This is a genomic window from Mobilicoccus caccae, from assembly GCF_030161635.1.
In the GTDB taxonomy this organism is placed as follows: Bacteria; Actinomycetota; Actinomycetes; order Actinomycetales; family Dermatophilaceae; genus Mobilicoccus; species Mobilicoccus caccae.
The window spans coordinates 3,014,555-3,034,397 of sequence record NZ_BSUO01000001.1 but is presented as its reverse complement, the minus strand read 5'-3'; the positions used below and the strand labels follow the sequence as shown (position 1 = coordinate 3,034,397).

At 71.2% G+C, this 19,843-nt stretch carries 22 protein-coding genes and 3 pseudogenes; 20 read left to right on the top strand and 5 right to left on the bottom strand.

The window, feature by feature from the left end; translation table 11 throughout:
* Window positions 1-56 precede the first annotated feature (56 nt).
* Together mshD and QQK49_RS14855 are read right to left on the bottom strand one after the other, a co-directional pair.
* Window positions 57-920 (bottom strand): mycothiol synthase, encoded by an 864-nt coding sequence (gene mshD / locus QQK49_RS14860; protein ID WP_284304608.1) that lies wholly within the window; start codon window positions 918-920, stop codon window positions 57-59.
* 10 nt (window positions 921-930) lie between these two features.
* Window positions 931-1,592, bottom strand: a pseudogene (locus QQK49_RS14855) (winged helix-turn-helix domain-containing protein).
* A 106-nt stretch (window positions 1,593-1,698) separates the two neighbouring features.
* On the opposite strand from QQK49_RS14855, the gene QQK49_RS14850 reads away from it, so the two are divergent.
* The 10 genes from QQK49_RS14850 to QQK49_RS14805 all read left to right on the top strand — a co-directional run bounded on the left by QQK49_RS14850 (window position 1,699) and on the right by QQK49_RS14805 (window position 8,182).
* Window positions 1,699-1,950 (top strand): MoaD/ThiS family protein, encoded by a 252-nt coding sequence (locus QQK49_RS14850; protein WP_284304607.1) that lies wholly within the window; start codon window positions 1,699-1,701, stop codon window positions 1,948-1,950.
* Complete coding sequence (locus QQK49_RS14845; protein ID WP_284304606.1) at window positions 1,947-2,798, top strand: hypothetical protein; 852 nt, start codon at window positions 1,947-1,949, stop codon at window positions 2,796-2,798. The genes QQK49_RS14850 and QQK49_RS14845 overlap by 4 nt, the downstream gene beginning before the upstream one ends.
* 50 nt (window positions 2,799-2,848) lie before the next feature.
* Window positions 2,849-3,352, top strand: a complete 504-nt coding sequence (locus QQK49_RS14840) for a heme-binding beta-barrel domain-containing protein (protein ID WP_284304605.1) — start codon at window positions 2,849-2,851, stop codon at window positions 3,350-3,352.
* A 20-nt stretch (window positions 3,353-3,372) separates the two neighbouring features.
* Window positions 3,373-4,419 (top strand): CAF17-like 4Fe-4S cluster assembly/insertion protein YgfZ, encoded by a 1,047-nt coding sequence (ygfZ, locus tag QQK49_RS14835; RefSeq protein ID WP_284304604.1) that lies wholly within the window; start codon window positions 3,373-3,375, stop codon window positions 4,417-4,419.
* Window positions 4,420-4,529: 110 nt separating this feature from the next.
* The gene (locus QQK49_RS14830; protein WP_284304603.1) at window positions 4,530-4,973 is read left to right on the top strand and encodes a helix-turn-helix domain-containing protein; all 444 of its coding nucleotides are present in this window, start codon (window positions 4,530-4,532) and stop codon (window positions 4,971-4,973) included.
* A 19-nt stretch (window positions 4,974-4,992) separates the two neighbouring features.
* The gene (locus QQK49_RS14825) at window positions 4,993-6,003 is read left to right on the top strand and encodes a hypothetical protein (RefSeq protein ID WP_284304602.1); all 1,011 of its coding nucleotides are present in this window, start codon (window positions 4,993-4,995) and stop codon (window positions 6,001-6,003) included.
* A complete protein-coding gene (gene dtd, locus QQK49_RS14820) occupies window positions 6,003-6,428 on the top strand; it encodes a D-aminoacyl-tRNA deacylase (protein WP_284304601.1) in 426 nt (141 codons plus the stop codon). The genes QQK49_RS14825 and dtd overlap by 1 nt, the downstream gene beginning before the upstream one ends.
* Window positions 6,429-6,493: 65 nt before the next feature.
* Window positions 6,494-6,829 carry a DUF2516 family protein gene (locus QQK49_RS14815; RefSeq protein ID WP_284304600.1) on the top strand — a complete coding sequence of 112 codons (336 nt, stop codon included), beginning with the start codon at window positions 6,494-6,496 and terminating at the stop codon, window positions 6,827-6,829.
* Window positions 6,826-7,635, top strand: a complete 810-nt coding sequence (locus tag QQK49_RS14810) for an alpha/beta fold hydrolase (RefSeq protein ID WP_284304599.1) — start codon at window positions 6,826-6,828, stop codon at window positions 7,633-7,635. The genes QQK49_RS14815 and QQK49_RS14810 overlap by 4 nt, the downstream gene beginning before the upstream one ends.
* A gap of 226 nt (window positions 7,636-7,861) precedes the next feature.
* Window positions 7,862-8,182 (top strand): phosphomannose isomerase type II C-terminal cupin domain, encoded by a 321-nt coding sequence (locus QQK49_RS14805; protein WP_284304598.1) that lies wholly within the window; start codon window positions 7,862-7,864, stop codon window positions 8,180-8,182.
* A 43-nt stretch (window positions 8,183-8,225) separates the two neighbouring features.
* On the opposite strand, the gene QQK49_RS14800 is transcribed toward QQK49_RS14805, so the two are convergent.
* On the bottom strand, window positions 8,226-8,954 hold the full coding sequence (locus QQK49_RS14800; RefSeq protein WP_284304597.1) for a class I SAM-dependent methyltransferase: 729 nt from the start codon (window positions 8,952-8,954) through the stop codon (window positions 8,226-8,228).
* 149 nt (window positions 8,955-9,103) lie between these two features.
* On the opposite strand from QQK49_RS14800, the gene mshA reads away from it, so the two are divergent.
* The 3 genes from mshA to QQK49_RS14785 are packed head-to-tail and all read left to right on the top strand — an operon-like array spanning window position 9,104 to window position 11,770.
* Window positions 9,104-10,348 carry a D-inositol-3-phosphate glycosyltransferase gene (gene mshA, locus QQK49_RS14795; RefSeq protein ID WP_284304596.1) on the top strand — a complete coding sequence of 415 codons (1,245 nt, stop codon included), beginning with the start codon at window positions 9,104-9,106 and terminating at the stop codon, window positions 10,346-10,348.
* 33 nt (window positions 10,349-10,381) lie between these two features.
* Complete coding sequence (locus QQK49_RS14790; RefSeq protein WP_284304595.1) at window positions 10,382-11,017, top strand: type III secretion system chaperone family protein; 636 nt, start codon at window positions 10,382-10,384, stop codon at window positions 11,015-11,017.
* Between the two features lie 9 nt (window positions 11,018-11,026).
* On the top strand, window positions 11,027-11,770 hold the full coding sequence (locus QQK49_RS14785; RefSeq protein ID WP_284304594.1) for a phosphoglyceromutase: 744 nt from the start codon (window positions 11,027-11,029) through the stop codon (window positions 11,768-11,770).
* 98 nt (window positions 11,771-11,868) lie between these two features.
* On the opposite strand, the gene phoU is transcribed toward QQK49_RS14785, so the two are convergent.
* The gene (gene phoU, locus QQK49_RS14780) at window positions 11,869-12,537 is read right to left on the bottom strand and encodes a phosphate signaling complex protein PhoU (protein WP_284304593.1); all 669 of its coding nucleotides are present in this window, start codon (window positions 12,535-12,537) and stop codon (window positions 11,869-11,871) included.
* 248 nt (window positions 12,538-12,785) lie between these two features.
* On the opposite strand from phoU, the gene QQK49_RS14775 reads away from it, so the two are divergent.
* A complete protein-coding gene (locus QQK49_RS14775; protein ID WP_284304592.1) occupies window positions 12,786-13,988 on the top strand; it encodes a sensor histidine kinase in 1,203 nt (400 codons plus the stop codon).
* Window positions 13,989-13,993: 5 nt separating this feature from the next.
* Window positions 13,994-14,677: a response regulator transcription factor gene (locus tag QQK49_RS14770; RefSeq protein WP_284304591.1), complete on the top strand. Its 684-nt coding sequence runs from the start codon at window positions 13,994-13,996 to the stop codon at window positions 14,675-14,677.
* A 111-nt stretch (window positions 14,678-14,788) separates the two neighbouring features.
* Here QQK49_RS14770 and QQK49_RS14765 read toward each other — a convergent pair whose 3' ends face one another.
* Complete coding sequence (locus QQK49_RS14765) at window positions 14,789-15,337, bottom strand: hypothetical protein (RefSeq protein WP_284304590.1); 549 nt, start codon at window positions 15,335-15,337, stop codon at window positions 14,789-14,791.
* Between the two features lie 290 nt (window positions 15,338-15,627).
* Between QQK49_RS14765 and QQK49_RS14760 the strand changes: the two genes are divergently transcribed.
* The 5 genes and pseudogenes from QQK49_RS14760 (at window position 15,628) to rlmB (ending at window position 19,813) form a co-directional block, all read left to right on the top strand.
* A complete protein-coding gene (locus QQK49_RS14760) occupies window positions 15,628-16,110 on the top strand; it encodes a CarD family transcriptional regulator (protein WP_284304589.1) in 483 nt (160 codons plus the stop codon).
* Window positions 16,107-16,826 (top strand): 2-C-methyl-D-erythritol 4-phosphate cytidylyltransferase, encoded by a 720-nt coding sequence (gene ispD, locus QQK49_RS14755; RefSeq protein ID WP_284305920.1) that lies wholly within the window; start codon window positions 16,107-16,109, stop codon window positions 16,824-16,826. Before QQK49_RS14760 ends, ispD begins: the two co-directional genes overlap by 4 nt.
* Window positions 16,823-17,328, top strand: a pseudogene (gene ispF, locus QQK49_RS14750) (2-C-methyl-D-erythritol 2,4-cyclodiphosphate synthase). Before ispD ends, ispF begins: the two are co-directional and overlap by 4 nt.
* Before the next feature lie 70 nt (window positions 17,329-17,398).
* Window positions 17,399-18,837: pseudogene (gene cysS, locus QQK49_RS14745) on the top strand (cysteine--tRNA ligase).
* A 1-nt stretch (window position 18,838) separates the two neighbouring features.
* Window positions 18,839-19,813: a 23S rRNA (guanosine(2251)-2'-O)-methyltransferase RlmB gene (gene rlmB / locus QQK49_RS14740; RefSeq protein WP_284304588.1), complete on the top strand. Its 975-nt coding sequence runs from the start codon at window positions 18,839-18,841 to the stop codon at window positions 19,811-19,813.
* Window positions 19,814-19,843: the final 30 nt, after the last annotated feature.

The following is a 19,843-nucleotide window of genomic DNA, read 5'->3' as shown; positions in this document are numbered from 1 at the left end:
TGTTTGCACGATCGGAGGCCGGTTCGCCGCCCCGTCGGAGCTCCTCCCGGCGGGGTTCAGCTCCCGTACATCACGTCGATCGCGGACCGCTCGAAACCGAGCCGTTCGTAGGTGGCGAGTGCGGCCGTGTTGTCGCCGTCGACGTAGAGCGTGACGCGCGGCAGTCCGCGGCGGGCGAGGTGGCGCAGACCGAGCAGGGTCGCCGCCTTGCCGAGTCCCTTGCCCTGCTGATCGGGATCGACGCCGACCACGTAGACCTCGCCCTCGCCGTCGGCGGTCTTGGTCCAGTGGAACGCCGCGAGGGAGTCGGGCCCGTCGACGAGGAAGAACCCCTCGGGGTCGAACCAGTCCTCGCGCATCCGCGCCCGCACGTCGTCGGCGGTGACGCGCCCCTGCTCGGGGTGATCGGCGAAGGCCCGGCCGTTGATCCTCACCCAGGCGTCGATGTCGGCGGGGGTGAAGGTGCGGACGCCGTACCCGGGCGGCAGGTCGACGCCCACGTCGGCCAGACCCGCGAGTGGCCTTGCCATCTGCAGGAGTTCGCGGACCACGACGAGTCCGGTGGCGCCCGCCCAGCCGCGCGCCTCCGCCAGGTCGCCGTGGGCCCAGACCCGGGCCGTCGGCGCGAGGGAGGTGACCCTCGACCAGAGGGACGTCGCGACGCCGCGGCGTCGGTGTGAGGGGACGACGAGGATCTCGACGCCCGGTTCGACGCCGGTGTGGTCCAGATGGGCGTATCCGACGAGCTGGTCACCGTCGACCGCGAGGACGTGCCGGTGCTCGCCGGCGGGCGCGTCGAGGTGGAGCAGGGTCTGCTCGGACAGGGCCGCGACCCCGTCGTGCCGCCGGACGTCCTCCGCCGCCGCGCGCACCGCGGCGGCGACCTCCGGAGCGAGGGTCTCGACGATGCGGGGATCCATGGGGCCCTCCTCAGGCGCTGGCGTAGCGGTAACCGACGTTGCGCACCGTGCCGATCAGTCCTTCGGACTCCGGGCCGAGCTTGGCCCGCAGGCGGCGCACATGGACGTCGACGGTGCGAGTGCCACCGTAGTAGTCGTACCCCCAGACCTCCTCGAGGATCTGCGCGCGGGTGAACACGTGCCCCGGTGAGGAGGCGAGGTACTTGAGGAGTTCGAACTCCTTGTACGTGAGGTCGAGGGGGCGTCCCTTGAGTCGCGCGGTGTAGCCCGAGGCGTCGATGAGCAGGTCGCCGGGCGGGGGCTCGGGGTCACGCTGCTGCACCGGCCCGGCGCCGCGCGCGGCCGCGAGGCGGATCCTCGCGTCGAGTTCGGCCGGCCCCGCCTCCGGGAGGACGACGTCGGTGAGGCCCCAGTCCGCGGTGACCGCCGTCAGCCCCCTTCGGTGACGACCCCGACGAGCGGGAGGTCGGGCATGGTGGCCGCGGCGCTGATGCACAGGGTGCGGGCCTGGGCCAGACGCGTGCGGGCGTCGACGAGCACGACGGTCCCACCCGGGACGTCGGTCAGCGCCGAGAGATCGGGCGCCAGGACGCGCACGTCGTGGGTCAGCAGGGCGAGCGAGGGGAGCGCGTCGTCGGCGGAGTCGCCGGAAAGGAGCACCACGCAGGCCATGACCTCACTGTAAGGTCGGCGCCCCCGAGTCCCGGACTGCGCCGCAAGGAGAGCTGTCCGACGGTGGGTTGGCACCGGGAGCGCCCGTCCTGAGAAGGTGGGCCCTGTGACTGTCACCCTGCGCTATTGGGCCGCTGCCGCCGCGGCGGCCGGTGTCGAGTCCGAGGACGTCGAGGCCGGCAGCGTCGCCGACATCCTCGGCGCGGCGGAGGCCGCCCACCCCGAACTCGCCCCCGTCCTGAGCGTGGCGTCGATCCTCGTGGAGGGCGTCCCCGCGCGAGGTGAGGTGGAGGTGCCGCCCGGGGCCACGGTCGAGATCCTGCCCCCTTCGCCGGTGGCTGACAGGATGGGCTCGTGAGCGGCATCCGTCAGCAGCCGGGGCAGGGGCAGGGGCAGAGCCCGGCCGGTCGTCCCGTCTCCGGCCGACCCCGGCCGCCGCGTCGTCCCTGGCGTCCGTCGGTGTCGATCGTGGCGTGCCTCATCGCCGCCGCTCTGGGAGCCGTCGCCCACACCGGCTCGACGGCGCTCACGGTGGTGGGGCTCGCGGTGCCGATGACGATGTTGGCCATCGGGTGGGTGTCGCTGCTGCGGCTGCCCAGCCCACGTGGCACCACGATCGTCCAGCTCATCGCGGTGGTGGTGCTGCTCGTCCCGGCGATGGTGCGGCCGCGTACCACCCTCGAATGGCTGCCGGCGGCCGTCGCCGTGGCGATGATCGCCACCTTCGTGCATCAACTCGTGCGGCGTGACGCGCGTCCTCGACTGGTCGAGTCGGTGTCCGCCAGTGCCGCGGGCGTCGCCCTGCTCAGCTCGGCCGTCTGCCTGGTGCCGCTCGTCACCGCCGACGCGGGCCGTGACGCGGTCACCGCGGTCATGGCCGCCACCGCCGCCGCGACGCTGGCGGACATCGGGCTCGGGCGGGTGCCGCGCGGGATCATCGCCGTGTCGTGCGCGCTGGCCTCGGTGCTTCTCGGAGCCGTCGTCGCCGTGGTCGTCCACACCATGTTCGGCAGCTCCGACCTGCCCGTCGTCGCTCTTGCCGGCGGGATCGCGGGAGGCGCGAGTTACGCCATCCGCCAGATCCAGTCGGTCCTTCCCTCGTTGTGGGGACGTCGCGCCCAGCTCGCCTCGGCCGCGGGATCGGTGCTGTGCACCGGCGCCGTCGCCTACGGGCTCGCCTGGCTCGTGGACGTGCCCCTCGGGTGACCCGCCCAACCAGACATGCAGATCAGACTCATCCTCCGAAAGGACGCACCATGCCGTTCGAGCTCGATGCCACGATCAACCCCGCCGTCGCCCCCCTGGCCTGGATGGTCGGTCGCTGGGAGGGAGTGGGCGTCGTCGGCTACCCCGACATGGAGTCGCGCAACTTCGGGCAGGAGTTGACGATCAGCCACGACACCCGCCCGTTCCTCGAGGTCGACAGCCGCGCGTTCCTGCTGGCCGAGGACGGCTCGATCGAGAAGCCCCTGGCCCGCGAGGTCGGGTTCTTCCGCGTCCTCGAGGGCGGCGAGATCGAACTGCTGCTGGCCCACCCGACCGGCATCGTCGAGATGTACGCCGGTGAGCGCGAGGAGAAGCGCCCCGTGCTCAACCTGCGCACCGACGGCGTCATGCGCAGCCCGGCCGCCCGGGAGTACACCGCGGCCACGCGCATGTACGGCCTGGTCGAGAACAAGCTCATGTGGGTGATGGACATGGCCGCCGAGGGGCACCCGCTCACCAGCCACCTGTCGGCCCAGCTCTCCAGGGTCGGGTGAGCCTTCCGTAGGGTGGAGAGGTGACCGACTCCCAGACCCAGCTCTCGCCGCTGCTCGACCGGCCCGGCGCCGTCCCCGGCTCGGGTCGCGACGCCGCGGTCGCCGCCCACTACGGCGACCCGGTCCGTGAGCAGCGGCTCCTCGCCCAGGGGCTGGCGGTGGTCGACCTCTCCCATCGGGGCGTCGTCACCGTGAGCGGTCCCGACCGGCTGAGCTGGCTGCATTCGCTCACCACCCAGCAGCTCACCGGTCTCGCGCCCCGCGTGGGCGCCGAGACCCTGCTGCTCTCGCCCAAGGGCCACATCGAGAACGCGCTGCACCTCGTCGACGACGGGGAGCGGGCATGGATCACCGTCGAGCCGGGTTCGGCGCCGCCGTTGGTGGAGTTCCTCGAGAAGATGCGGTTCATGCTCCGCGTCGAGATCGCCGACGTGAGCACCGACTACGCGGTGCTCGGTGAGGCGATCGGTGAGCCGTCGCAACCGGGCGAACCTCTGGCCTGGGTCGATCCGTGGCCGGGGCCGGTGGGCGACACCGCCCTGTACGGCCCCGCCGAGGGCCACCCCGCGACCGGGCGGGCGTGGCGCGAACTCATCGTGCCGCGGGCCGACCTCGCCTCCGCGGTCGGTGATCGTGATCTGGCCGGGCTCTGGGCGGCGGAGACCGAGCGGGTGGCCGCCTGGCGCCCACGGTTCGGGTCGGAGACCGACCACCGCACGATCCCGCACGAACTCGACTGGCTGCGCACCGCCGTGCACCTGCACAAGGGGTGCTATCGGGGGCAGGAGACGATCGCGCGCGTGCACAACCTCGGTCGTCCGCCGCGCCGTCTGGTGTTCTGCCACCTCGACGGCTCCGGTCACGTGCTGCCCACGGCCGGGACGGAACTCGTGACCGGTGGCCGGGTCGTCGGGCGTCTCACCAGCGTGGCCCGGCACCACGAGGACGGCCCGATCGGCCTGGCGGTCATCAAACGGTCGGTGCCGCTGGACGCCGTGCTCGAGACCGCGGGCGTCGACGACGCCCCCACGGTGACGGCGGCGCAGACGCAGATCGTGGCGCCCTGAGCCGGGTTCGCCGCCGCTGCGCGCCCACCGCCGAGTGACCTCGGACACCTTCCACGCACACGTGCTCACTCCTGCTTGCACCTGCTAACTCCTGCAAGCACACTGGGGTCATGCCTCGACTCACCCCGCACGTGCCCGGTGTCCCCGGCATGCGCGACCTCGGGGAATACGTCCGTGAGCAGCGCGAGAACGCCCAGCTGTCGGTCCGGCAGCTCTCGGCCGCGGCGGGGATCAGCAACCCCTACCTCTCGCAGATCGAGCGTGGCCTGCGTCGCCCCAGCGCCGAGATCCTCAACTCCCTCGCCAAGGGCCTGCAGGTGTCGGCCGAGTCGTTGTACGTCCGCGCCGGGCTGCTCGACGCGAGCCACGAGAACAGCGCGGTCGACGTGCGCAGGGCCCTCGCGCTCGACCGGCATCTCACGGCCCGGCAGCGGGGCATCATGCTCGACCTCTACGACTCGTTCGTCCCCCGGCGTCCCGTCGACGGGGCCACGACATCCTCCGACCCCGGCAGCGGCGGCGACCCCGCCCGCCCCGCCGACACAGACACCTGATCCTCCTGAAAGGGGAGCCATGTCCCGCAAGAAGTCACCCAAGAAGCCCACCGTCCTGACGCCGGTGTACGCGCTCGTCGGAGCCACCGAGATGACGGCCAACGCGCTGCGCGAACTCGGCTCGGCCAAGGACGAGGGCGCGGGCACGCCGTCCACCCGGGAGGCCACGCCGGTGCTGTCGAGGCTGCGCGGCGACGTCGTCGACATCGCCCGTGGCACGACCCGCGTCCCCGGCCTGGCGTTCGGCGAGGTCCGCAGCCGGTACGCGGAGTTCACCGAGCGCGGTCAGAAGACGGTCTCCGGTGTGGTGCCGATCGCGCGCAAGGCCCGTGACGAGGGGGATGCGGCCGTCCGCGCGGAGGAGGCCAAGGCCCGCCGTGAGGCACGTCGCCTCGCGCGTCAGGCCGGCGCGACCGTGAGCCGCGGGCGCGACCTCGCCGGCCAGGCCGTCGGTGAGGCCGGACGCACCGCCGAGCGCACCCTCGAGGTCGTTCGTACCGAGGCCAACCACGTCGTCGACGCCGTGAGCCACCCGGGACGCATCAAGGCGCGCCCGATGCGCCGTGCGGCCGTGCGCGCGGCCGCGGTCTCCGACACCTCCGTCACCTCGACGAGCCCGGCGGGTGGCGAGGCCGAGAGCACCAAGGTCGAGCGGCCCGTCGCCGCAGGCGTGGAGGCGGGAGCCTCCACCTCGGCACGTCGCTCGCCGCGGGCGCGCAAGGCGGCCGAGGGCGCGAGCAAGCCGGCCGCCAAGCGCACCACCAAGGCTGCCCAGGCCACCACGCCCACCACCGCGACGACGACCGCCAAGAAATCGGCCGCGAAGTCGACGTCGGCGGCCAAGAAGTCGGCCTCCAAGTCGGCCACCCCGTCCTCGGGGGCACCCGCCGCGCCGAAGCCGAAGCCGAAGACCGCTCCGCGCTCGGCGGCCAAGAAGACCGCTGCGAGCCCGGCGGCAGGTGACTCGCAGCCGCACCTCGACGTCCCGACGCCGGCCGACGTGGCCCGCGTGGTCGAGTCCGACGACTGATGCGAGCGGTCCTCCAACGCGTCGACGGCGCACGTGTCGTCGTCGCCGGTGAGGAGATCGGGGCCGTCGAGGGTCCCGGCCTCCTCGCCCTCGTGGCGGCCACCCACACCGACGGCCCGGACGAGGTCGCCACGATGGTCCGCAAGATCGCCGAGCTGCGCATCCTGGCGGAGGAGAAGTCGGTCGAGGACGTGGGCGGTGGTGTCCTCGTCGTCAGCCAGTTCACGCTGTACGGACGCACGGTCAAGGGCCGCCGGCCGTCGTGGAGCGACGCGGCTCCGGGGTCGGTCGCCGAGCCCCTGGTCGACGCCGTCGCGGAGGGGCTGCGCGAGCGGGGCGTGCGTGTCGCCACCGGCCGGTTCGGTGCCGACATGCGCGTCGAACTGTGCAACGACGGCCCCTTCACGGTGATCGTCGACGTCTGAGGCCCCGCATGCATCACGGGACCGAGGTGTCCGGGCACGCCGCGCTGACCCCGTAGGCTGGACGCATGCAGTGGTTGTCGCAGGCACAGAACCTGGTCGTCCTCGTCCTCGGTATCGCCGGGCTCGTGTTCGGCCTGTGGGCGTTCGTCGACGCCGCGATGAACGACAAGGGTGCCTACGCGGCGGAGGGCAAGCAGAGCAAGACCTTCTGGCTCGTCGCGCTCGGCATCTCACTGGCGGTGCTGTTCGTCAGCGTCACCGCCATCCTCAACATGTTCGGCCTCATCGCCCTCGTGGCGGTCGGTGTCTACTTCGCCGACGTCCGGCCGGCGCTCAAGCCCTACCGCGCACGTAAGCGCAAGGGCGGTGCCAGCGGCTCCGGCCCCCACGGGTCGTGGTGACCGCGTCGTTCTCGCGAGCCACCTCCCGGGTCGACGGTCCGTTCGGAGCGCTGGAGTACCTGTCGCTCGGATCCGGCACGCCGAGCAGCATCTTCGCCCACGGACTCGCCGGGTCGATCGCGACGACCAGACCCTTCGCCACCGGAGTCCCCGGTCGCCGGTCGTTCCTGCACTTCCGCGGGCACGGCGCCTCCGATGCGCCCGAGAACGCCTGGACCTACCCCGCGCTGGGTGCCGAACTCCGTGCCGTGGCCGATCGGGTCGAGGCGACGCGTGCCCTGGGCGTGAGCATGGGTGCCGGCGCGATGTGCGCGCTGCTGGAGCAGAGTCCCGATCGGTTCGAGCGGCTGGTCTTCGTCCTGCCGGCCGTGCTCGACCAACCCCGTACCGATGCCGCGCTCTCCCGGCTCGTCGCCCTGGCCGACCTCGTCGACGAGCGCGACGTCGAGGGCATCACCGATCACCTCGTCCGCGAACAACCCCGGGCGCAGCGGGACAGCCCCGCCGTGCGCACGTGGGCGGCCGAGCAGGCGCGTCTGTTGTCGGGGACGCCGGTGTCGCGGGCGCTGCGGGCCCTGCCCGGTGAGGTCCCGCTGACCGACCGCGCGGTGCTCGCCAGGGTGAACGCCCGAACGCTCGTCATCGGGCAGGCGGACGACGACGCACACCCCGAGCACGTGGCCCGCGAGCTGGCGGAGGTCCTGCCCGAGGCGCGCCTGGAGATCCTCCCGCCCGGCGGCGTGCTGTGGGGTCACCGATCCTGGGTGCGCGAGCTGGTCTCGACGTTCCTCGGTGAGACCGACTGAGGCGAGTGCGAACAGAACCGGACTCGCCCCGCACGCATGGAACCGGGGCGGAAGGTGGCTGCCGGGGCCGATAGAATCCGGGTCGATCGTCCAGGGAGGACAGGACTTTCGTTGGGGGAGTAGTCGCCCCGGCACCGACCCAGTCAGGCATGAGCGCCGGAGGAGAACGGATCGACATGAGCGGCATCGACGACAAGCGCGACGAGGTGTTCACCGTGGAGCGTCCTTGGGGGCGTTCCAGAGCTTCACGACGAACACGCAGGTGACCGTCAAGGTCATCACGGTGCAGCCGGGATCGCGGCTGTCGCTGCAGACGCACGAACACCGCGCCGAGATGTGGCAGGTCCTCGACGACGCGCCGATGGACATCACCGTCGACGACCGTCAGTGGCAGGCGGTCAAGGGCGAGCTCATCTGGGTGCCGCAGGGCGCGGTTCACCGGATGGGCAACAGCGGCACCACGCCGGCTCGCATCCTCGAGGTCGGCTACGGCCACTTCGACGAGGACGACATCGTCCGCATCGAGGACGACTACCAGCGTTCCTGACGACGTGCGGGCCGAACGGGGAGGCCGACGCGGGCAGGTGCGTTCAGGTCTGCGGCGCCACGGCACGCCAGTCCACGGTGATCTCCCCGAGACGCCATCGGCGCGGCCCGTGGATCAGCGGCCACCCGTCCTGCCGCAGCTGGGCGCAGGTGGCGACGAACCGCTGACGGCGGCCGTAGGACGCCAACGGGGCCTGACGGTCCCAGGCCGAGTCCAGGGCCTGCAGAAACGCGTGGACCGGCTCACCGGGCACGTTGCGGTGGATGAGCGCCTTGGGCAGCCGTTCGGCCACGTCCGAGGGGCGCTCGATCGCGGTGAAGCCGAGCGACACGGTCAGCGACACCGGCCCGTCCGCGCCGAGCCACACCCAGGTGCTGCGCCGGCCGATCTCGTCGCAGGTGCCTTCGAGGATCAGTCCGTCGGGAGCGAGGCGGGAACTCATGAGCTCCCACGCCGGCTTCACCTCACCCTCGTCGTACTGACGCAGGACGTTCGCCGCCCGGATCAGGATCGGGGCACGGTCGAGACCGGCGAGGTCGAATCCGCCTCGGACGAAACGGAGTCCGGGGCGGGCGAGAGGACGGGCCGCGGCGACCCGCGCGGGGTCGATCTCGACACCCACGACCTCGACGTCGGCGCGGATCCGCGTGAGCCGGCGCCACAGCTCCAGCGTCGTGGTGCCCGCCGCGCCGTATCCGAGATCCACCACGAGGGGAGCCGGGCCGGGACGACGCAGCAACCCCGCACCCACGTGGGCCAGCGCCCGGTCCATGCGTCTGAGCCGGTTCGGAGCGGTCGTCCCCCTGGTGACCACTCCCACAGGACGTCCGGCGCGCACGCGTCCACCGTACGACCCCGTCCCGGCTCGGGCCCGCGCCGCACGGACGACCCGGCACCCCACACCGACCCGAGGACGAGGACATGACCACCCCGCGGCGCATCGCGATGATCACGGTGCACACCTCCCCGCTCGAACGCCCCGGTACCGGCGACGCCGGCGGGCTCAACGTGTACGTCGTCGAGGTGGCCCGTCAGCTCGCCGCTCGGGGGATCGAGGTCGAGCTCTTCACCCGGGCCACCGACCGGCGGGTGGATCCCAGGGTCGAACTCGTGCCCGGCGTGCACGTGCGGCACATCGTCGCCGGACCCTTCGACGGCCTGTCCAAGGAGGACCTGCCCGGTCAGTTGTGCGCCTTCACCGCCGGGGTGATGCGCGAGGTGGCCGCGCACCCCGAGGGCCACTACGACCTCGTCCACTCCCACTACTGGCTCTCCGGCCAGGTGGGGTGGCTGGCGGCGGACCGCTGGCACGTGCCCCTGGTGCACACGATGCACACGATGGCGCGGGTCAAGAACGCCGGCCTCGCGGTGGGGGACCGCCCGGAGCCGAGAGGTCGCGAGATCGGTGAGGCGCAGGTCGTCGAGGCCGCCGATCGACTGGTCGCCAACACCGACATCGAGGCGCGGCAGTTGATCGAGCTGTACGATGCCGATCCCGACCGGGTCCGCGTCGTCCATCCCGGGGTCGACCTGGAGGTGTTCACCCCCGGTGACGTCGCGGCGGCGAGGGCGGAGGTGGGGATCGACGCCGACGACCTCCTCCTGGTGTTCGTCGGCCGGGTGCAGCCGCTCAAAGCGCCGGATCTGCTCATCGAGGCCGTCGCCGACCTCGTCCGGCGGCGACCCGACCTCGCCCCGCGGCTGCGGGTGGCGATCCTCGGCGGTCCGAGCGGGTCGGGGCTCGAACGCCCGCGGTGGTTGGAGGACCTCGCCGCCGAGCGGGGGCTCGCCGATCGCGTCGTCTTCTCCCCGCCCACCTCGCGGGCACGGTTGGCGCAGTGGTACCGCGCCGCCGACCTCGTCGCGGTCCCTTCCTACAACGAGTCCTTCGGTCTGGTGGCCGTCGAGGCGCAGGCGTGCGGGACGCCGGTGGTGGCCGCCGACGTCGGCGGATTGCCGACCGCGGTCGGTGGGGGCGTCCTCGTCCCGACCCACGACATCGCCGACTGGAGCCGGGAGTTCGAGCGGCTCCTGGACGACCCGGCGGAGCGGTCCCGACTCTCCGATCTGGCCCGCATTCACGCCGCATCCTTCGGTTGGGGCGAGACTGCGAACTCCTTGCTCGCCGTCTACGGTGAGGCCATGGAGTCACGCCCCCGCGCGTGACCACCCGACCCGACTCCCCACGAGGTAACGCCTATGCCCACGTCGCCCGAGTCACTCCGCGCCCTCGAGATCATCCGCGCCTTCGCCACGGAGCAGGGGGTGGACGTGGAGGAGGGGACCCGGCCAGGCGAGGTCGTGCTCACGCTGCCCGGCGAGAACAAGCTGCGCACGTCGTGTTCACTCATCGCCGGTGGGCGCGCGCTGTCGCTGTCGGCCTTCGTCATCCGCCGCCCCGACGAGAACCACGTGGCGGTCTACCGGTTCCTCCTGCAGCGCAACCTCGCTCTGCCGGGGCTGGCGTACGCCATCGACGACTCCGGCGACGTCTACGTCACCGGGCAGGTGCCCATCGGGGCGGTCGACGAGGAGTACCTCGACCAGCTCCTCGGGGTCGTGCTGGCCGCCACTGACGAGGTGTTCAACGAACTGCTCGTCCTGGGCTTCATCTCCTCGATGCGCAAGGAGTGGTCGTGGCGGGTGTCGCGCGAGGAGTCCCTCGCCAACCTCGAGCCCTTCCGCGAGATCCTCGCCAAGGACGAGGAGGAGCGTGGCCGCGTCAGTGCCCACGAGCCCGGCGTCGGCGAGGAGGTCGACGACGAGGCGGGACCGACGTCCCCCTCTGCGGAGGCTGCGCGCCCGGATGGGCCCCCTGAGGGCACCGAGAACTAGAGTGGGCGCATGACCTACACCCTCGTGCTGTTGCGCCACGGCGAGAGTCAGTGGAACGCCAAGAACCTGTTCACCGGCTGGGTCGACGTCGACCTCTCCGACAAGGGGCGAGCCGAGGCGGCTCGCGGCGGTGAGCTCCTGCAGGAGAAGGGGATTCTCCCGGACATCGTGTTCACCTCGGTGCTGCGTCGCGCCATCACCACGGCCAACATCGGGCTGAACGCGGCCGATCGACACTGGATCCCGGTCAAGCGGTCCTGGCGTCTGAACGAGCGTCACTACGGTGCGCTGCAGGGCAAGGACAAGAAGCAGACCAAGGAGGAGTTCGGCGAGGAGCAGTTCATGCTCTGGCGCCGCTCCTACGACACGCCGCCGCCGCCCATCGACCCGGGTGACGAGTACAGCCAGGCCGACGACCCGCGGTACGCCGACATCGACGGCGAGAACCCCGCGACCGAGTGCCTCAAGGACGTCGTCGAGCGGCTCGTGCCCTACTGGGAGGCCGAGATCGTGCCCGAGCTCAAGTCGGGCAAGGTCGTCCTCGTGGCGGCGCACGGCAACAGCCTGCGCGCGCTGGTCAAGCACCTCGACGGCATCAGCGACGAGGACATCGCGGGGCTGAACATCCCCACCGGTATCCCGCTGCTGTACGAACTCGACGAGTCCTTGGCGCCGGTCGAGCCCGGTGGCACCTACCTCGACCCCGAGGCGGCCAAGGGCGCCATCCAGGCGGTCGCCAACCAGGGCAAGTAGCCCGGCCCGACACGAACGACGGTCCGCACCCAGGTGAGGGGACGGACCGTCGTTCGTGTCTGCGCGCCTTCGGACGTGTCGTCGCCGAGGCGGGGCGATCAGAGCTCGCGGTCGTCGCTGTTCTTGGGCCGGCGCTGACCGGTGACGAGGTAGACGACCTGGCTGGCGACGGCGACCGCGTGGTCGGCGAAACGCTCGTAGTAGCGGGACAGCAGGGTGATGTCGACCGCGACGTCGGTCGGGTGGTTCCAGTCCTCTGCGGCGAGGGTGGAGAACACGCGGCGGTGGAGGGCGTCCATCTCGTCGTCCTCGGCGCTGAGGTTCTTGGCCGCCTCGTGGTCCTTGGAGGCGATGATCTCGCCGGCACGCAGGACGAGCCGGTCGGCGATCTGGCCCATGGCGACGATCGTGGCGCGCATCTCGGGCGGCACCGCGCTCTGCGGGTAGCGCAGGCGCGCCACCTTGGCGACGTGCTCGGCGAGGTCGCCCATGCGCTCGAGGCTGGAGGCCATGTGCAGGGCCGTGACGACGATGCGCAGGTCGGTGGCCACCGGCTGCTGCCGGGCGAGGAGCTCGACCGCCAGTTCGTCGAGGTCGGATCGGATGCCGTCGATCTCCTGGTCGGCGCTGATGACGCCTTCGGCCAGTTCGAGATCGGCGTCGAGGAGCGCGGTCGTGGCGCGGCTCATGGCGGAGGCCGACAGGCGTGTCATCTCGACGAGTTGGTCGGAGATCTTGTCGAGGTCCTCGTGGAAGGCGTCGCGCATGGTGTCCTTCTCGCGTGTGGACGCGCCGAGGCGCGTTCCGGGGTGGATGTGTGGAGACGGGCCAGGCTACTCCGGGACTTTTCGGGCACGGAGAACCCGTCCAGGTGTGGGCCTGCAGTGTCAACCTGCCAGGCGGGAGTGAACTGAATGCGCCCCTACGGTGAACACTGGGTCTGCCACGCCTCTGAACTGCCTGGATGCACGTGCGGGCGACATGTGTTCCAGGGCGTAACGCGTAGGCTGGCCGTGTGGAGTTCCTGGTCGTCGCCCTCGTCGCAGCCGCCGGTGGCGCCGTCATCGGTGGAGCCGGGACATGGCTGATCGGTCGGGGTGACCGCCGATCCGGGGCGGAACGGCCGGGCCAGAGCGTGCCGGAGCAGGCGCGCAGCAACGAGGACGCCGCCGTCGCCGACGTCCTCGCGGTCCTGCGTTCCACCGCCATCGTGCTCGATGAGAACGAGCGGGCGGTCACCGTGAGCCCCACGGCCCGCGCGTTGGGTTTCGTGCGCGACGACCAGCTCGTCCAGAGCGATCTGCTGGAGATCGCCCGCGCGGTGCGGCGCCAGCGCACCATCCACGAGGTCGAGCTCGACCTGCCCCGGGGAATGATGGGCGGCGGTGAGATCACCGTCGGCGCGCGTGCGGCCCCGCTCGGCGACCGGCATCTGCTGCTGCTGCTGGAGGACCGCACGCAGGCCAAGCGGGTCGAGGCCGTCCGCCGCGACTTCGTGGCCAACGTCAGCCACGAGCTCAAGACGCCCGTCGGAGGCATCGCCCTGCTGGCCGAGGCCGTGCTCGACGCGGCCGACGACCCCGAGGCCGTCGAGCGGTTCGCCCGCCGCATCAAGGTCGAGAGCACCCGGCTCACGCGCCTCGTCCAGGAGATCGTCGACCTCTCCCGCCTCCAGGCGGCCGAGACCCCGAGCGACCCGCAACTCGTCGACGTCGACGAGGTGGTCCAGGAGGCGGTCGACCTCATGCTCACCCTCGCCGAGGGCAAGCACATGAGCTTCCGCGTCTCCGCCGCCGAGGGGCTCTACGTCTACGGCGACGGCTCGATGCTGGTGACGGCACTGACCAACCTCCTCACCAACGCCATCGCGTACTCTCCCGAGGACACGCGCATCACCGTCGTCGCGCGTCGTCTCGAGGACGTCGTCGAGATCTCGGTGTCCGACCAGGGGCGCGGCATCTCCCCGGAGGACCAGGAACGCGTCTTCGAGCGGTTCTACCGCGTGGACGCCGCACGGTCCCGCGCCACCGGAGGCACCGGCCTCGGTCTGGCCATCGTCAAACACATCTGTGCCAACCACGGTGGTGAGGTCACCCTGTGGAGCCGCGAGGGGCATGGTTCGACGTTCACGATCCGGCTTCCGAGGGCTCAGGTCGAGTCCGACGGAGTGGATCCATCCACATCCCTGGTGGCTGTCCAGCCCGGAGCGAAGGAGTAAGGCTTATGACCCAGATCCTGGTCGTGGAGGACGAGGAGTCGTTCTCCGACCCTCTGTCCTACCTGCTGCGCAAGGAGGGGTACGAGGTCTCCGTCGCGGAGACCGGACCCGAGGCGCTCGAGGAGATGGAGCGCGCCGGCGCCGATCTGGTCCTGCTCGACCTCATGCTGCCGGGCCTGTCGGGCATCGACGTGTGCCGCACGCTGCGTCAGCGGTCGGCCGTGCCGATCATCATGCTCACCGCCAAGGACAGCGAGATCGACAAGGTCGTGGGCCTCGAGATCGGCGCCGACGACTACATCACCAAGCCGTACAGCAGTCGCGAGCTGCTGGCCCGCATCAAGGCGGTCCTGCGGCGGCGTCAGGAGCCTGAGGAGCTGCTGCCGAACACCCTGGAGTCGGGCCCGGTGCGCATGGACGTCGAACGTCACGTCGTCACCGTCAACGGCCAACACACGCCGTTGCCGCTCAAGGAGTTCGAGCTCCTCGAGATGTTGCTGCGCAACGCGGGCCGGGTGCTCACGCGCATGCAACTCATCGACCGGGTGTGGGGCAGCGACTACGTCGGTGACACCAAGACCCTCGATGTGCACGTCAAGCGTCTGCGGGCCAAGATCGAGCCCGACCCGGCCAAGCCGACGCACATCGTCACCGTGCGGGGACTGGGGTACAAGTTCGAGAGTCCCTGACCGACTCGACCCGCCGGGTCACGACGAACGCTCGCCGCGAAGGGGATTCCTTCGGGGCGAGCGTTCGTTCGTCGCGGGTCGGGAGGGACGTGCCGACGCGTGTGGCGTGCGTCAGTGACCGTCGCCGTGGGCCGCCGGGGCGGTGGGGGCGTGGGTCAACGGGCCGGACTCGTGGTAGTCGCCGTACGGCGGGTAGGGCGCGAGGACGGGCACGCGCAGCGACTGCCCGCCGGCTCCGGCCGTGACGATGTCGACGTCGACGAGACCGCCCGGTTCGACCGGGATGTTCGGCAGCGTGGACATCGGCCCGTTGTCGGGGTCGCTGATCTGCTTGCTGCTGTGGCTGGGGATCTCGATGCGGATGGGCTGGCCACCGGCCAGCGCGAAGGACACCTCGACGTCCTGGTTGGTCTTGTTCACGCCCAGGCCCACCAGGGTGCCTTCACCGCCCTTGCGGTCGCTCACGACGAGGAGGTTGTTCACCTGCACACCGCCGAGGGTCGTGGATCGGCCGTCGGCCGGCTCGTACGCCTCGTCCGTCTGGACGGTGGAGGTCCACTGGCACCCGGCCAGCGCGAGGGCGGCGATGGGAGCCAGGGCGGCCATGCGCAGCAGGGGGCGCCGGCGCGACGTCGGTGCAGCGGAGAGTCGTCGTGTCACGCGGCAAGAGTACCCAATCGTGGCCGGTCGTAGGCCCGCCGGACGCGCCGGGGTGTGCGGATCTCCTGCGGGAGGCTGCGACGGGATCAGCGTCGTGGGGTCGAATGGCCTCGTCGTCGTGATGTCGTTCTTGTGCGCGTGTACGAAACGGACGTCCGATTGTCAAGGTGTGGTCCACCCTCACTTCTGGTGAGGCATAGGCACTGACCAGCACCGATGTGATCACTCCGCTTCCGCTCGGAGCGCTGCTCGTGGTAAGCTGGAGGTCCGCGAAAGGGGAATACGAGCATATGGTCTTCAATGTCGGAGAGACGGTCGTGTACCCGCATCACGGTGCGGCACTCATCGAACAGATCAAAACTCGAACCATCAAGGGCGAGGAGAAGTTGTACCTCGTCCTCAAGGTCGCCCAAGGCGATCTGACCATCGAAGTACCGGCCGACAACTGCGACCTCGTCGGGGTCCGCGACGTCGTGGGGCAGGACGGCCTGGATCGGGTCTTCCAGGTTCTCCGGGCAGAGCACGCCGAGGAGCCCACCAACTGGTCCCGGCGGTTCAAGGCCAATCTTGAGAAGTTGGCCTCGGGTGATGTCATCAAGGTCGCCGAGGTCGTGCGCGACCTGTGGCGTCGCGAGCGTGACCGCGGTCTGTCCGCGGGTGAGAAGCGGATGCTGGCCAAGGCGCGTCAGATCCTCGTCTCCGAGCTGGCGCTCGCCGAGAAGACCGACGAGGACAAGGCGTCGAGCATGCTCGACGAGGTGTTGGCCTCCTGAGCGTCGCTGTCGTCGTCGTCGCCGCGGGCAGTGGTCTCCGACTGGGGGCCGATATTCCCAAGGCGTTCGTCGAACTCCACGGACGTTCTCTGTTGCGCTGGTCTCTGGACCAGGGTCTCGCCTGCTCCGACGTGGGCCATCTGATCGTCGTGGCGCCCGCTGCCTGGCTGGTCGCGGCCCGCGAGATCGCGTCTGCCGCAGTGGCCGACGCCGGTCGCGGTCCAGGGTCGGGCGAGGGTGAGGTCGTCGTCGACGTCGTCCCGGGTGGGGCGGATCGCCGCGAGTCGGTGGCCGCCGGCCTGGCCGTCCTCCTCGACGAGGACGGGCTGGTGCTCGTGCACGACGCGGCTCGCGCCCTCGCGCCACCCGAACTCTTCCAGCGTGTCATCCACGCGCTGCGTGAGGGCCGGGGAGCCGTGATCCCGGGGATGGCCGTCGCCGACACGATCAAGGCCGTGGACTCCTCCGGTGTCGTCACCGCGACGCTCGACCGCGCGGCCCTGCGCGCGATCCAGACTCCGCAGGGGTTCGGGCGCGCCGTCCTCACGCACGCACACGGCGAGAACCACGACGCGGTCGTCACCGACGACGCGGCACTCGTCGAACTCACCGGCGCCCCCATCCATGTCGTCGACGGCGATGCGTGGGCCGCCAAGATCACCACCCGCGACGACCTCGACATGGCCGAGCGGCGTCTGTCCCGGGTCGGGTCATGAACGGGGATGACGTGCGCATCGCGCTGCCCACCGTGGGTGTCGGTACCGACGTCCACGCCTTCGCGTCCTCGCCGCGCCCCTTGTGGGTCGCCGGCCTCGAGTGGCCGGGGAGCCCGGACTCGAAGGACATTCGGACGCCGACGTCGCCGCGCACGCCGCGTGCGACGCCCTGTTCTCCGCTGCGGGCATCGGCGATCTCGGCGCACACTTCGGCACCGGCCGTCCTCAGTGGGAGGGCGCATCGGGGTGCACCCTGCTGGCCGAGGCGGCACGACTGGTCCGCGAGGCCGGTTTCGACATCGGCAACGTGTCGGTGCAGGTCATCGGCAATCGGCCCAAGATCGGCACCCGTCGCGACGAGGCGCAGAAGGCCCTCGGAGATGCCTGCGGTGCCCCGGTCACGGTCAGTGGCACGACGACCGACGGGCTCGGGCTCACCGGTCGCGGTGAGGGCGTCGCCGCCGTCGCGGTGGCCCTCCTCGTGCGGCGGGTCGACGCCTGACGTGCGGATGGACCGTCGCGGGACCCGGTCGAGAGAAAGACCGACTCCGCGCGCCTTGTAGGCTGGCGCGGTGAGTCTTCGTCTCTTCGATTCCGCAGCCCGCGAACTCCGTGAGTTCGTCCCGCTCGAGCCGGGCAAGGTGGGCATGTACATCTGTGGACTCACCACGCAGGGCACCCCGCACATCGGGCACCTGCGGTTCGCCGTCGCCTTCGACATCCTGCGCCGGTGGCTGGAGTACGGCCACGGGTACGACGTCACCCTCGTGCGCAACGTCACCGACATCGACGACAAGATCCTGCGCAAGTCGGCCGAGAACGACGCTCCCTGGTGGGCCTGGAGTTACGCCCACGAACGCGAGACGACCGAGGCGATGGAGACCCTCGGCATCCGTCCGCCGACGTACGAACCGCGCGCCACCGGGCACATCACCGAGATGGTCGAGCTCATGCGCACCCTGGTCGAGCGCGAGCACGCCTACCCGGCCGCCGACGACAGCGGCGACGTCTACTTCGACGTCCGCTCTTTTCCCGAGTACGGCTCGCTGACCCACCAGTCGATCGACGACATGGAGGCGGCCGGCGACGCCGACCCCCGGGGCAAGCGGGATCCGCGCGACTTCGCGCTGTGGAAGGGGCACAAGGAGGGCGAGCCGGAGACGGCGAGCTGGCCGACGCCCTACGGTCGCGGCCGTCCGGGCTGGCACCTCGAGTGCTCGGCGATGGCCCGCAAGTACCTCGGCGACACCTTCGACATCCACGGCGGCGGAGTCGACCTGCGCTTTCCGCACCACGAGAACGAACTGGCCCAGTCGCGGGCGGCCGGACTCGGATTCGCCCGGTACTGGATGCACAACGCCTGGCTGACGGCGGGCGGGGAGAAGATGAGCAAGTCCCTCGGCAACGGCATGACCGTCGCGGAGATCACCTCCCAGGCGCGTCCGCTGGCCGTGCGGTACTACATCGGGTCCTCGCACTACCGCTCGACGCTGGAGTACCACCCGACCTCGCTGGCCGAGGCCGAGTCCGCCGTCGCGCGCATCGAGGGGTTCCTCGAGCGGGCGGGCGGATCCGCCCTCGCCGATCAGGAGCGGTTGCCGGTCGCCGATCTGCCCGCAGGCTTCACCGCGGCCATGGACGACGACCTCAACGTCTCCGGAGCGCTTGCCGTCATCCACGACACCGTGCGCGCGGGCAACTCCGCGCTCGACTCCGGCGACACCGCCGGGGCCACGCTGGCCGCGCGCCAGGTGCTGGCCATGACCGACGTGCTCGGCGTCGACCCGTTCGACACCTCCTGGCACGCGGGCGGGGGCGAGCGGTCCGGTCTCGAAGGCGCCCTCGACAAGCTGGTCCAGGACCGGCTCGACGCGCGCGCCGCCGCTCGCAAGGAGCGCGACTTCGCCACCGCGGACGCCATCCGTGACGCCCTGACCGATGCGGGCATCGTCGTCGAGGACACCCCGCGGGTGCTCGATGGTCGATCGCCCGCCGACCCGACGAGGACTGACATGCCCGGAAATTCACAACGTAGAGGCGCCATCCGCAAGGGCGCCTCGCGCAAGGGTGCGAACGTCGGCAGCGGCGGCAACCGGCGTCGTGGCCTCGAGGGTCGTGGCCCCACGCCCAAGGCCGAGGACCGCGTCAACCACAAGGCGTACAAGGGCAAGAAGGCGCCGACGACCCGCCAGGGCCGCCCTCAGTCGTCCGGCCCGGCGCGCGGGGCCCGGCGAGGTGGACCGCGCAGCAGCGAGATCGTCGCCGGCCGCAACTCCGTGGTCGAGGCGCTGCGGGCCGACATCCCGGCCACCACGTTGTACGTCGCGAGCCGGATCGACTCCGACGACCGCGTCCGTGAGGCCATCAAGACCGTCTCCGAGCGCGGGATCCCCATGCTCGAGACCCCGCGCGGCGAGCTCGACCGGCTCACCGACGGCGCCGTGCACCAGGGTCTGGCCCTGCAGGTGCCGCCGTACGAGTACGCCGACCCGGCCGACCTCGTGGACCCGCAGACGCCCGGAATCCCCCTGGTCGTCGCCCTGGACGGCATCACCGACCCGCGCAACCTCGGTGCGATCCTGCGCTCGCTGGCCGCGTTCGGTGGGCACGGGGTGATCATCCCCGAGCGCCGATCGGTCGGTATGACCGCCTCCGCGTGGAAGACGAGCGCCGGGGCTGCCGCCCGCATCCCGGTGGCTCAGGCGCCCAACCTCACTCGTGCGCTGGAGGCCTACCGCAAGGCCGGGTTCTTCGTCGTCGGGCTCGACATGGACGGCGACGTCGAACTTCCCGGCCTCGAGCTGGCCACCGAACCCCTGGTCGTGGTCGTCGGTTCCGAGGGCAAGGGCCTGTCCCGCCTCGTGCGTGAGACGTGCGATCAGATCGTGTCCATCCCGATGGCGGCGGAGATCGAGTCGCTCAACGCGGGTGTGGCCACCGGTGTCGCGCTGTACGAGGTGGCCCGGCGCCGGGCCGAGAACGGCTGACGACGTAGGTCCTGGCGGCGGAGCAGGCGG

Coding starts and splice junctions, on each gene's coding strand:
- QQK49_RS14840 (WP_284304605.1), top strand. CDS start 2,849: ATGCCGTTCGAGCTCGATGCCACGATCAACCCCGCCGTCGCCCCCCTG.
- QQK49_RS14815 (WP_284304600.1), top strand. CDS start 6,494: ATGCAGTGGTTGTCGCAGGCACAGAACCTGGTCGTCCTCGTCCTCGGT.
- mshA (WP_284304596.1), top strand. CDS start 9,104: ATGACCACCCCGCGGCGCATCGCGATGATCACGGTGCACACCTCCCCG.
- dtd (WP_284304601.1), top strand. CDS start 6,003: ATGCGAGCGGTCCTCCAACGCGTCGACGGCGCACGTGTCGTCGTCGCC.
- QQK49_RS14830 (WP_284304603.1), top strand. CDS start 4,530: ATGCCTCGACTCACCCCGCACGTGCCCGGTGTCCCCGGCATGCGCGAC.
- mshD (WP_284304608.1), bottom strand. CDS start 920: ATGGATCCCCGCATCGTCGAGACCCTCGCTCCGGAGGTCGCCGCCGCG.
- QQK49_RS14825 (WP_284304602.1), top strand. CDS start 4,993: ATGTCCCGCAAGAAGTCACCCAAGAAGCCCACCGTCCTGACGCCGGTG.
- QQK49_RS14800 (WP_284304597.1), bottom strand. CDS start 8,954: ATGGACCGGGCGCTGGCCCACGTGGGTGCGGGGTTGCTGCGTCGTCCC.
- QQK49_RS14760 (WP_284304589.1), top strand. CDS start 15,628: ATGGTCTTCAATGTCGGAGAGACGGTCGTGTACCCGCATCACGGTGCG.
- QQK49_RS14790 (WP_284304595.1), top strand. CDS start 10,382: ATGCCCACGTCGCCCGAGTCACTCCGCGCCCTCGAGATCATCCGCGCC.
- rlmB (WP_284304588.1), top strand. CDS start 18,839: ATGCCCGGAAATTCACAACGTAGAGGCGCCATCCGCAAGGGCGCCTCG.
- QQK49_RS14785 (WP_284304594.1), top strand. CDS start 11,027: ATGACCTACACCCTCGTGCTGTTGCGCCACGGCGAGAGTCAGTGGAAC.
- QQK49_RS14770 (WP_284304591.1), top strand. CDS start 13,994: ATGACCCAGATCCTGGTCGTGGAGGACGAGGAGTCGTTCTCCGACCCT.
- phoU (WP_284304593.1), bottom strand. CDS start 12,537: ATGCGCGACGCCTTCCACGAGGACCTCGACAAGATCTCCGACCAACTC.